Raw genomic sequence first — 11,809 nt, forward strand, 5'->3', positions numbered from 1 at the left:
CCTCCGACTTGATCCGCCGGGCTGAAGGGGCCGGCGACGATCCGGTGGCACGCGTACGACCTGATCGCGAAGCGGCTCGCGCCGGCCGAGCCGTACAAGGACGGCAAGCAGACGCCGTATCGCGGCCACCCGGTGTTCGTCGCGCAGCACGCGACGGCCACCTGCTGCCGGGGCTGTCTGGAGCGCTCGCACGGGATTCCCAAGGGGCGGGAGATGGCGGGCGGGGACGGTCCCGGCCCCGCCCGCCCGCGCTGATCAGAGCAGCGTCGCGGAATTCTCGTGCCAGTGGCCTGCGCGCCTGCTGTGCGGGGCCATGAGCGACGAGCTGACCGGGGTCACCGTCCAGTCGGGGTGGCCCGGCATGCGCGGGGTCCTGGTGCCGTAGAGCCAGTCGCGCAGGAAGCCGGACAGGTCCTGGCCGGAGACCTCCGAGGCGAGGGCGATGTAGTCCTCCGTCGAGGCCGAGGAGTTCCGGTACCGGTCCAGGAAGCCGCGCTCGATCGCGTGGAAGACGTCCTCGCCGACGACCTGCCGCAGCGCGTACAGGACCAGCACGCCGCCCGTGTAGCGCTGGCTGTCGAAGAGGTTGACGGCGTTCGGGGCGGCGACCGGGCCCGAGTCGTGCCGCCACTGGTCGCCGAGGCCGTAGGTGTACTTCATGCGGTCTTCGAACGTGCTGTAGCCGAGGGAGTCGGTCCAGCCGCGCTCGTAGCGGTACAGCAGCCCGTAGTAGTCGGCGTGGCCCTCGTTCAGCCACAGGTCGGCCCAGGTGGCGGGGCTGACCAGGTTGCCGAACCAGGAGTGGACCAGCTCGTGCATCATGTGCGAGCCGATCTTCTTCTCCTCCTGGAGCAGGAAGTTCGGCTTGTACAGGGTGAGGGTCTGGGTCTCCAGGCCGGTGAAGTCGAAGGCCTTCGGGTCGTCGGAGTTGCACGGCAGCAGGCCGTACGTCTCGAACGGGAAGGCGCCGAGGCGGTCCTCCAGCCAGGTCACCAGGCCGGGGGTGAGGGCGAGGGCGGGTTCCAGGGCCGCGGCGCGGGCCGACGGCACGATGTCGCGCAGCGGCAGCCCGTGCGGCCCCTGTCGCTCCTTGATCACATAGTCGCCGACGGTGACCTGGACCAGTTCGGTGGCCATCGGGGACAGCGAGCGGTACGAGTACGCCGTACGGCCGTCCTCGAGTGTCTCGGTGTCGGTGAGCAGGCCGTTCGCGACCGCGCTCAGCCCGGCCGGGACGGTGAGGCGGAAACTGAAGGCGGCCTTGTCCGAGGGGTGGTCGTTGCACGGGAAGACGGTGTGCGCGGAGTTCGGCTGCGGGCATATCGCGAAGCCGTCCGGGGTGGGCACCCAGGCCGTGTGCGCGAGGGCGCGGCGCGGGTCGACGGAGTATCCGACGCAGACGGTCGCGGCCGCGCCCTCGGGGAGCGGCTGGGCGGGGGTGATCCGCAACTTCTCGTCGGCCTGCTCCCAGTCGGCCGTCCGGCCGCAGACGGACACGGAGCGTATGTCCAGGCCGAGCGCGTCCAGCGAGAGCCGGGTCAGCGCCCGGGTGGTGCGGATCCGTAGGGCGGCGGTGGCCTCCACCAGCTTGGTCGTCGGATCGTAGGCGAGGTCGAGGTGGTACGCCGACACGCGGTAGCCGTCGTTGCCGAGGGCCGGGAAGACCGGGTCGCCGAGGGTCTCCGGGCCCGGCTCCCCCGTGCGCCTGCCGGTGCCGGCCGCGCGGGCCGGGGAGCCGACGGTCAGCGCCGTGGCCGTACCGATGAGCGCGGCCGCCGGGGCCGTCACTCTGCTGCGATATCTCATGGTCCGCCTTCGCTCGGGCGGCCGGCCGGTCGGTCCGGCCGCCGGTCGGTGACGATCACCCGTGGTCTGCGGGTGACGATCACCCGTGGTCTGCGGGTGACGAGCACCCGTGGTCTGCGGGTGATCGTTTGTCATGACCATCAGAGGCGGCTTCCGGTTGCACCGGCGCGGACCTTTTCCGGCCGGGACCCCTGTCGAGCGGACCCCGATCACGAGATATCTTGATGTCGAGCAATGTTGCAGACGTGGAGCGGAGCACCCGGTGACTGACTCGACCATCATCTACACCTACACAGACGAGGCCCCGGCCCTGGCGACGCATTCGTTCCTGCCGGTGATCCAGGCCTACGCCGCGCAGGCCGCTGTGCCCGTGGAGACCCGGGACATCTCGCTGGCCGGACGCATCATCGCCCACTTCCCGGAGTACCTGAACGAGGACCAGCGCATCCCGGACGCGCTGGCCGAGCTGGGCGACCTGGCCAAGACTCCCGAGGCCAACATCGTCAAGCTGCCGAACATCTCGGCGTCCATCCCGCAGCTGCGCGCCGCCGTCGCCGAGCTGCAGGGCAAGGGCTACGCGCTGCCGGACTACCCGGACGACCCGAAGACCGACGAGGAGCGCGAGACCCGCGCCCGCTACGACAAGGTCAAGGGCTCCGCCGTCAACCCGGTGCTGCGTGAGGGCAACTCCGACCGCCGCGCCCCGGCCTCGGTGAAGAACTACGCCAAGACCCACCCGCACCGCATGGGCGCCTGGTCCTCCGAGTCCAAGACCAATGTAGCCACGATGGGCGAGAACGACTTCCGTTCCACCGAGAAGTCCGTCGTCATCGCCGAGGACGGCGCGCTGAGGATCGAGCTGGTCGCCGAGGACGGCACCACCACCGTGCTGCGCGAGTCCGTGCCGGTGCTGAAGGACGAGGTCGTCGACGCCTCCGTCATGCACGTGGCCGAGCTGGAGCAGTTCCTCGCCGCGCAGGTCGCCCGCGCCAAGCAGGAGGGCGTCCTGTTCTCCGTGCACCTGAAGGCCACGATGATGAAGGTCTCCGACCCGATCATCTTCGGCCATGTGGTGCGCGCCTTCTTCCCGAAGACGTTCGCGAAGTACGGCGAGACCCTCAAGGCGGCCGGTCTCACCCCGAACGACGGCCTCGGCGGCATCCTGAAGGGCCTGGACAACCTGCCCGAGGGCGCCGAGATCAAGGCCTCCTTCGACGCCGAGCTGGCCGAGGGCCCGGCCCTCGCCATGGTCGACTCCGACAAGGGCATCACCAACCTGCACGTGCCCTCGGACGTCATCGTCGACGCCTCCATGCCGGCGATGATCCGCACCTCCGGCCACATGTGGGGCCCGGACGGCCAGGAGGCCGACACCCTCGCCGTCCTCCCGGACTCCTCCTACGCCGGTGTCTACCAGGCCGTCATCGAGGACTGCCGGGCCCACGGCGCCTACGACCCGTCCACCATGGGCTCGGTGCCGAACGTCGGCCTGATGGCGCAGAAGGCCGAGGAGTACGGCTCCCACGACAAGACCTTCGAGGTCCCGGCCGCCGGCACGGTCCGCCTGGTCGACCAGGCCGGCAACGTGCTCATCGAGCAGCCGGTCGCCGCAGGCGACATCTTCCGCGCCTGCCAGACCAAGGACGCCCCGATCCGCGACTGGGTCAAGCTGGCCGTCACCCGCGCCCGCGCCACCGGCGACCCGGCTGTCTTCTGGCTGGACGAGGACCGCGCCCACGACGCGCAGCTGATCGCCAAGGTCCGGCAGTACCTGACGGAGCACGACACCGAGGGCCTGGACATCAGGATCCTGTCCCCGGTCGAGGCCACCAAGCTGTCGGTGGAGCGCATCCGCCGCGGCGAGAACACCATCTCGGTGACCGGCAACGTGCTGCGTGACTACCTGACCGACCTCTTCCCCATCCTGGAGCTGGGCACCAGCGCCAAGATGCTGTCGGTCGTCCCGCTGATGGCGGGCGGCGGCCTGTTCGAGACGGGCGCCGGCGGCTCCGCGCCGAAGCACGTCCAGCAGCTGGTCAAGGAGAACTACCTGCGCTGGGACTCCCTCGGTGAGTTCTTCGCGCTCGTCCCGTCCCTCGAGCAGTACGCGACGGCCACCGGCAACACCCGCGCCAAGGTCCTCGCCGACACCCTCGACCGCGCCACGGCGACCTTCCTCAACGAGGACAAGTCCCCGACCCGGCGCGTCGGCGGCATCGACAACCGCGGCAGCCACTTCTACCTGTCCCTGTACTGGGCGCAGGAGCTGGCCCGGCAGACCGACGACGCCGACCTGGCCAAGGCCTTCGCGCCGCTCGCCGAGACCCTCGCGGCGAACGAGCAGAAGATCGTCGACGAGCTGATCGCGGTCCAGGGCTCCCCGGCCGACATCGGCGGCTACTACCAGGTCGACAAGGCCAAGGCGGACGCGGTCATGCGCCCGTCGGCCACCTGGAACGAGGCGCTGGCTTCCCTGAGCTAGTGCCTGCGGCGGCCCAGCCGACCTGCTGACTCCGCCCCGGCCGGTGATCTCCGGCCGGGGCGGAGCCGTTGCCGGGCGATGCCGCTGTGACACCTCGATCCCGCACCACGCCACTGACGACGCCCCCTGGAGCCGCCCGTGCCCCCGCACGCGCCCTCGTACGAACTCCTCCCCGGCGCCCCCACCTCGCCCGTGCTGCTGCACGTGCCGCACTCCGCACGGGCGGTCCCCGAGGACGTGCGCCGCGGGATCGTGCTGGAGGACGCCGCGCTGGAGCGGGAGCTGGACCACATCACGGACGCGCACACGGCCGAGCTCGCCGAGCGGGCCGCCGATCTGGCCGCCGTCACGCCCTGGCGGTTCGTGAACCGGCTGTCCCGGCTGGTCGTCGATCCCGAGCGGTTCCCGGACGAGCGGGAGGAGATGACGGCCGTCGGCATGGGTGCCGTATACACGCGGACCACGCACCGGGCCGCACTCCGGCCCGCGGACACCGATCCCGAGCCGCTGCTGGAGCGCTACTTCCGCCCGTACGCGCGAGCCATGGCCGAAGCGGTCGCCGGACGGCTGGCCGCGACCGGACGGGCCGTCATCATCGACGTGCACTCCTATCCGACCGAGCCGCTGCCCTACGAGCTGCACGGTGCCGGGCCGCGTCCGCCCGTGTGCCTGGGCACGGACGCCTTCCACACACCCCCGGAGCTGACGAGGGCGGCTCGTGAGGCGTTCGCGGTGTGCGGGGAGACGGGTCTGGACAGCCCGTTCGCCGGGACGTACGTACCGCTGGAGTTCTACGGCGCCGACACCCGGGTCGGCGCCCTGATGGTGGAGATCCGCCGGGACACCTATATGGCCGAGCCGGGCGGCCCGGCCGACCAGGGGCTGGAGCGGCTGGCGGGAGCGCTGGCCGAGCTTGTCGACGCGGCAGCGCCACCCCACTAGGCGCACACCCCTCCACCTGGACTACTCCCGCAGGACAGCCACCGCTCCCCGCATCAATGTGGGGAACATGACCGAGGAGACCACGCTCACCGGCCAAGCCCCACCCCCCGTACGGGACTGGCCCACCCCCGACCTGGACGGGACGGACTTCGACCCGGTCCTCGCCGGCCTCATGCGCGAGGGTCCGCTGACCCGGATCCGGCTGCCGTTCGGCGAGGGCTGGGCGTGGCTGGCGACCCGCTACGACGACGTGAAGCTGATCACCAACGACCCGCGGTTCAGCCGCACCGAGGTGACCACCCGTCAGGTGACCCGGATGGCGCCGAACTTCGCGCCCCGCCCGGGTTCGCTCGCCTGGGCCGACCAGCCCGACCACAACCGGCTGCGCAAACCGGTCGCCGGCGCCTTCACGGTGAGCGCCATGAAGCGGTTGCGGCCCCGCGCGCAGGAGATCCTGGACGAGCTGGTGGACGGCGTCGTAGCGGACGGTCCGCCGGCCGATCTGATCGAGCGGGTGCTGGAACCGTTCCCGATCACCGTCGTCAGCGAGGTGATGGGCGTACCGGCCGAGGACCGGGAGCGGGTGCACGCCTGGACCCGGGAAATCATCTCCACCAACGGGGTCGAGGCGGCCGGCCGGGCCAAGGAGGGCCTGTACGGGTGGATCACCGCGACCGTCCGGGCCCGGGCCGACAGCCCGGGCGAGGATGTGTACGCGATGCTCGGCGGGGCCGTGGCGCGCGGGGAGATCAGCGAGGCGGAGGCCGTCGGGCTGGCCGGGCCGCTGCAGATCGGCGGCGAGGCCGTCACGCACAACTGCGGGCAGATGCTGTACCTGATGCTGACCCGGCCGGAGCTGATGGAGCGGATGCGGGCGCGGCCCGAGGCGCGCGGTCCGGTGCTGGACGAGTTGTTCCGGTGGATCCCGCACCGCAGCTCGGTCGGGCTCGCCCGGATCGCGCTGGAGGACGTGGAGATCGCCGGCCACCGGATCGCGGCGGGCGAGCCGGTCTACGTCTCCTACCTGGCCGCCAACCGCGATCCGGCCGTCTTCCCCGACCCGGACCGCATCGACCCCGACCGCGATCCGAACGCGCACGTGGCGTTCGGCAACGGCTCGCACTTCTGCACGGGCACGCTGCTGGCCCGGCTGCAGACCGAGCTGCTGGTCGACACCCTGCTGGACCGGCTGCCCGGCCTGCGGCTCGCCGTGCCGGCCGAGCAGGTGCGGTGGCGGCACCGGACGATGATCCGCGGTCCGCAGACGCTGCCCGTGACCTGGTCGCGCTGACCCGTCCCGTTGCCCCGTCCCGCTGACCCGTCCCGTCGCCCGTCCTGCTCGACCGGGTTCAGGCCCGCAGCCACTCCGTGACGATCACCTCCGCGCCGGTCCGCAGCCTGAGGGCGAACGGCCCGGCCGGTGGTGTGTCGCTGCTGAAGCGGCCGAGGGTGTCGACCGTGACGGGGCGGGCGGCCTGCGGGCCGCCGAGCACGTCGATGCGCGCCGACCGCGGCGGCAGTACCTGGCCGATCAGCCCGTCGTCGGTGACCTCGACGTCGACGGTGACCTCACCCGCGCGGAACGTCAGCATCCGCGGCGCGTCCGTGACGCCCCGGACCGGCAGCGCGTCCACGAGCGAGTCGAAGGTCAGCTCGGCGATCCTGGCGTCCAGATCGTGCAAGGCGTAGGCGTCCAGGGCCAGTTGGCGCAGCACCTCCGGTACGGGATCCAGGACCGCGGCGGCCCGGCGCAGCTCCTCCTCCAGCAGGGTGTCGGCCAACTCCTCCTCGCCGGTGCCCTGTTGCCGGCTCCGATTCTCGTCTTCGTTCACCTTCCACCCCGTGCGTCCATCCGGGCCCGCAGCCGGCGCAGACAGCGCTGGCGCAGGGGTCCTATGCTGCCGACCGCGATACCGAGCGCGGCCGAGATCTCTCCGTAGCTGGGCGGCGGGGAGGCCACCAGCACGCGCAGCAACTGCCGGCAGCGCTCCCCCAGTCCGTCCAGCTCCTGCCACAGACGGCGCACCCGCTCGGCCCGGTCCGCCGCCTCCTCCGAAGCGATCAGCGACTCCTCCGGGGTCCGCTCCTCGCTGGCCCGGTCCAGCACCCGCGGGTCGTCCGTCAGGGTCAGCCGGGTCAGGGCCTTGAGCACCTTCAGGCACTCGTGCCGGGCCGTACTGGCCAGCCATGAGGCGGCCTTGTCGGGTTCGCGGATGCGGCCCAGGTGCTGGGCGAAGCGGAACCACACGGTCTGGTAGACCTCGTGGCCGTCGGCCTCGGAGAGCCGGTGTGCGCGCACCACCGACCACACCAGCGGACTCATCCCTTCCACCAGCGCCTTCCAGGCCGCGGCGTCCCCGTCGACGGCGGACTGGACGAGCGCGCCGACCTCTGTTCGGTCCACGGCTCCACCCCTCGTGTACGGCACGTCATCGTACGCCGTGGAGCGGAGGGTTCCGGCCCTCATGCGGGCACGGCCGCGGCGACGACCGGGACGGGACGCCAGCTGGGCGGCCGGAGCGCCGGGACACGCGCCCCGCGCACCTCCGCGGTGTCCGCGCTCCCGGCCAGCAGCCGGGCGCGCGCCGCGCGCGGGTCGCGCTCCTCGTGCGCCGCCATGTGCGCCGCTACGAGCCCCGCGGCGACCGGGGTGGCGAAGGAGGTGCCGCTCCACTGCGCGAGGCCGTCGAACATCACCTGGTCCGGCTTGGCCCCGGTGCTCTCCCGGCCCTCGCTCAGCACGCCGGTGTGGCGCGGGAACCGGCAGGTGCACGGGTAGTCGAAGCCGTACCGGCAGGCGTCGTACGTGGAGTGCTGGTACACGTACGGCACGGGCGTGTCGAAGCCGGTGAGGGCGCTGGTCAGCCGCTCGCCCGGGGCGTAGACCCGCACCCAGGGGCCGTGGTTGCTGAAGCAGGCCCCGCTCTCGCCGTCCGCGCGCAGGGCTCCGACCGACAGCACGCTGTCCGCGTACTCGGGCAGGGCGGCGTAGGCGGCGGGCCAGAACGGCGTGTCGCTGGCGTTGTTGCCGGCGGCGGCCACCAGCAGGGTGCGCTGCTCACGCAGTTCGCGCATGAACGCGTCCAGGCCGATCAGGCCGTCGCCGTTCTCGGTGGGGGTGCCCGCCGAGAGGCTGATGATGTCGGGCCAGCCGCCTTGGTCCACCGCCTCGAAGAGCCGGGCGCCGAACTCGGACTCCAGGATCGCCCCGGCGTCGTTCAGGGTGCCGCGGACGGTGATGGCGGTGCCGGGTGCGACGGCCGCGAGGATCCCGGCGATGAAGGTGCCATGGCCGACGTACTGGCGGAGCACACCGTCGGCGTCGGTCTCGGCCGCCTGGGCGTCGCCCGTGGTGTGGGCGAGCGGCGGATAGCGGCGGTGGTCGTGCACGAGACCGGTGTCGATCACGAGGACACCGACGGCGCTGTCCGCGTCGTAACCTCCGTCCGTGGCCGCCGGGTTGGCGGGCCGGGTGCGGGCGACGGGCACCGGCTCGTCGCCGGGGCAGGCGTTGACCGCGATGTGCACCACGTGATTGCGGCTCACCAGCCGGCGGCCACGGCGGTCCTCGGCCTCCCGCAGGGCGCGCAGCGCGTGCGGGACGGTGTCGTCGCCGGCGCCCGGGGCGCCGGTGCGGATGCGGGTGACACCGGTGCGGTTGGTCTCCGGGCCGTCCCGGCGGACATGGTCGGGCACGAGGCCTTCGGCCGCGGTGAAGTGGGCACGCACGGCGTCCTCGACGGCACGGGCCTCCTCGCCGTCCCGGGCCAGGACGACCCCCCTCTCGTACAGGAAGCGGGCGTCGTCGTCCGGCCCCATGGCCAGAGGTACGTCCGGCATGGAGCGCTGGATGTGCTCGAACTGCTCGTGGAACCGCTGTGGTGCCATGGCCTGTCCTCCCCCTGAAGACGGTGTTCGACAGTGAGAGCCGCGGGGCCACCGTCTGATACAGCAGGCCACTACCATGCGAGGCGTGACAGCGGAAGGCGAGTCGGTTCTCGAACTGCTGCCCCTGGTGTTCGCCGACCCGGGCGAGGCCCGGGCACGCGCGGAACAGGTGCTGCGGGCCGATCCGCCGCCGCTGCCCGCCAGCGTCGCCCACCAGGTGCTCGGCATCTGGCAGCGGGACTTCGGCGATCTGCGGATCGCGCTCAGGCATCTGCGCCGGGCCCGGGACCTGGCCGCGCGCGCCGAGTCGGCCGACCGCGAGGCGGATGTGCTCGCGACGCTGGGGGTCGCACTGGTGCACGCGGGGCGCACGCGACAGGGGCTCGCCGCCTTCGAGCGCGGGGTCGCCCGGGGCACGGGACACACCCGGGCCCGGGTGCTGTACCGGCGGGCGTACGTGTGGTGGGTGCTGGGGCGCCACCGGGAGGCGCTGGAGGACGTACGGCGGGCGCTGCCGGTGCTGCGGCAGCTCGGCGACGACATCTGGACCGCGCGGGCGCTGACCCTGCGGGCCACCGTGCATCTGGCGCTCGGCGCGGTGGACCGGGCGGTCGCGGACTTCACGGCGGCGGAGCGGCTGTGGGACACCACCGGCCAGGAGCACGACAAGGCCGACGCGGTGGAGAGCCGGGGCCTGGCCGCGTTCCGGTCCGGGGACATCCCGGCGGCGCTGCGGCTGCTGGACGAGGCCGAGGAGCGGTACGCGAAACTCGGCACGCCCACCTACATGCTGTCCATCCGGCGCTGCGAGGTGCTGATGGCGGCCGGTCTGGCCCCGGAGGCGCTCGCCGAGGCGGACGCGGCGATCGCGCTGCTGGACCGGATCGGCGGGCAGTCGACCCGCAAGGCCGAGCTGCTGCTGGCCGCCGCGTGGGCCGCCCGCTCGGCCGGGGACCCGCACACGGCCGTGGCCCGCGCCGCGATCGCCGTACGGCTGTTCGCGGCGCAGCGGCGGATGTGGTGGGAGACCCATGCCCGGCTGGTGCTGATCGAGTCGCGGGTGGCGGCCGGGCGCCGTTCGGGGCGGTTGGTGGCCGACGCGGCGGCGGTCGCCGGGAAGCTGGCTTCCTTCGGCTCACCCGCCGCGCCGGAGGCGTCGCTGCTCGCGGGCCGGATCGCGCTCGCGCTGGGCTGGACGGCCGACGCGGAACGGCACCTGGCGGTGGCCGCGCGCAGCCGCTACGGCGGGCCGCCGCCGGCCCGGGTGACGGGCTGGGCGGCACAGGCGCTCCGGGCGCGCGCGGCCGGATCGCGGCGGGGCGTGCTGGAGGCCTGCCGGCGCGGTCTGGAGGTGCTGGACGACCACCGGATGACGCTCGGCGCCTCGGAGCTGCGCGCCCACACCACCGCGCAGGGCGCCGAACTGGCCGCGCTGGCCCAGGAGGTGAGCCTCGCCCACGGCGGTCCGCGGCGGCTGCTGGAGTGGAGCGAGCGCTGGCGGGCGACCGTCCTGTCCGCCCCGCCCACGCGGCCGCCCGCCGACCTGGCGCTGCTGAGCGGCCTGACCGCCTACCGGGAGATCGCGGCCCGCGCAGAGGAGGCCCGGATGGAGGGCCGCCCGGTACCGGCGCTGGAGCGCGAACGGCGGCGCCTGGAACGGGAGATCCGTTCCCGCACCCACCACATACGCGGCGCCGCCCCGCACGGGGGCGACCGCTTCGACGTGGCCCGGCTGCTGGACCGGCTCGGCGAGGCACGCCTGGCCGAACTCGCCGTGGTCGACGGGCGGGTGCACGTCCTGCTGTGCGGACAGGGCCGGGTACGGCGGTTCACCGGCGGCCCGCTGGCGGAAGCGGTGGCCGAGGCCGAGCACGTCCAGGCCGGACTGCGCCGGCTCGCCCACCCCGGCGCCGAGGCCCGGCTGCCGCTCGTGGAGGCGGCGGGCCTGCGCCTCCAGGAACTGCTGCTGGGCGGGGCGGCGGCCCAGCTCGGCTCGGGGCCGGTGGTGATCGTGCCGCCGGGGGCGCTGCACCGGGTGCCCTGGGCACTGCTGCCCGCGCTGCGGGACCGGGTGCTCAGCGTGTCGCCGTCGGCCGGCAGCTGGCTGCGCGCCCGCGAGACCGAGCCGCCACGGGGCGGCCGGCACGTCCTGGTGCGCGGGCCCGGCCTCGCGACCGGCGGCGCGGAAGTACCGCAACTGGCGGGCCGGTACGGTACGGCGACGGTCCTGGAGGGCGACGAGGCACAGGTGCCGCGCGTCCTGGAACACCTCGACGGCGCGGCCCTGGCCCACCTCGCGGCCCACGGCACCTTCCGGGCCGACAGCCCCCTCTTCTCGGCCCTCCGCATGGCCGACGGCCCGCTGATCGTGCACGACTTCGAGCGGCTCGCCCGCAGCCCCTACCGGATCATCCTCTCCAGCTGCGACACCGCCCGCCTCGCCTCCGTGGGCGCCGACGAACTCCTCGGCCTGGTCACCGCGTTGCTGCCGCTCGGCACGGCCGGGGTGGTGGCGAGCAGCGCCCCGGTCAACGACGCGGCGGTGGTGCCGCTGATGCTGGCCCTGCACAAGGGCCTGGACGCGGGCCTGTCGTTGGCGGAGGCACTTCGGGACGCCCGCGCCGCCCTGCCGGGCGATGCGGTGCACCAGGCAACGGGCTGGGCGTTCGCGGCATTTGGGGCGGCGTAGGA

At 73.4% G+C, this 11,809-nt stretch carries 9 protein-coding genes; 5 read left to right on the forward strand and 4 right to left on the reverse strand.

Annotated features, from left to right (window positions below; all coding sequences use genetic code 11):
* Positions 1-21 precede the first annotated feature (21 nt).
* Positions 22-255 (forward strand): DUF4186 family protein, encoded by a 234-nt coding sequence (locus tag ACWC0C_RS06295; RefSeq protein WP_450862265.1) that lies wholly within the window; start codon positions 22-24, stop codon positions 253-255.
* Here ACWC0C_RS06295 and ACWC0C_RS06300 read toward each other — a convergent pair whose 3' ends face one another.
* A complete protein-coding gene (locus ACWC0C_RS06300; protein ID WP_450862033.1) occupies positions 256-1,806 on the reverse strand; it encodes a M1 family metallopeptidase in 1,551 nt (516 codons plus the stop codon).
* Between the two features lie 262 nt (positions 1,807-2,068).
* On the opposite strand from ACWC0C_RS06300, the gene ACWC0C_RS06305 reads away from it, so the two are divergent.
* From ACWC0C_RS06305 to ACWC0C_RS06315, 3 genes are all read left to right on the forward strand, one after another.
* Positions 2,069-4,288, forward strand: coding sequence for an NADP-dependent isocitrate dehydrogenase (locus ACWC0C_RS06305; protein ID WP_450862035.1), 2,220 nt, complete (start codon positions 2,069-2,071; stop codon positions 4,286-4,288).
* A 138-nt stretch (positions 4,289-4,426) separates the two neighbouring features.
* Positions 4,427-5,230 carry an N-formylglutamate amidohydrolase gene (locus ACWC0C_RS06310; protein ID WP_449199155.1) on the forward strand — a complete coding sequence of 268 codons (804 nt, stop codon included), beginning with the start codon at positions 4,427-4,429 and terminating at the stop codon, positions 5,228-5,230.
* A gap of 67 nt (positions 5,231-5,297) precedes the next feature.
* Positions 5,298-6,521: a cytochrome P450 gene (locus ACWC0C_RS06315; RefSeq protein WP_450862038.1), complete on the forward strand. Its 1,224-nt coding sequence runs from the start codon at positions 5,298-5,300 to the stop codon at positions 6,519-6,521.
* A 58-nt stretch (positions 6,522-6,579) separates the two neighbouring features.
* Here the strand turns inward: ACWC0C_RS06315 and ACWC0C_RS06320 are convergent, their stop codons facing one another.
* From ACWC0C_RS06320 to ACWC0C_RS06330, 3 genes are read right to left on the reverse strand one after another with little or no spacing between them, the layout of a single operon-like run.
* Positions 6,580-7,062, reverse strand: a complete 483-nt coding sequence (locus tag ACWC0C_RS06320; RefSeq protein ID WP_449199153.1) for a hypothetical protein — start codon at positions 7,060-7,062, stop codon at positions 6,580-6,582.
* Positions 7,059-7,697 (reverse strand): RNA polymerase sigma factor, encoded by a 639-nt coding sequence (locus ACWC0C_RS06325; RefSeq protein WP_449199152.1) that lies wholly within the window; start codon positions 7,695-7,697, stop codon positions 7,059-7,061. The genes ACWC0C_RS06320 and ACWC0C_RS06325 overlap by 4 nt, the downstream gene beginning before the upstream one ends.
* Positions 7,694-9,118 carry a S8/S53 family peptidase gene (locus tag ACWC0C_RS06330; RefSeq protein ID WP_450862041.1) on the reverse strand — a complete coding sequence of 475 codons (1,425 nt, stop codon included), beginning with the start codon at positions 9,116-9,118 and terminating at the stop codon, positions 7,694-7,696. The genes ACWC0C_RS06325 and ACWC0C_RS06330 overlap by 4 nt, the downstream gene beginning before the upstream one ends.
* A gap of 76 nt (positions 9,119-9,194) precedes the next feature.
* On the opposite strand from ACWC0C_RS06330, the gene ACWC0C_RS06335 reads away from it, so the two are divergent.
* Complete coding sequence (locus ACWC0C_RS06335) at positions 9,195-11,807, forward strand: CHAT domain-containing protein (protein WP_450862043.1); 2,613 nt, start codon at positions 9,195-9,197, stop codon at positions 11,805-11,807.
* Positions 11,808-11,809: the final 2 nt, after the last annotated feature.

The sequence above is a fragment of the Streptomyces sp. NPDC001709 genome, assembly GCF_053596375.1.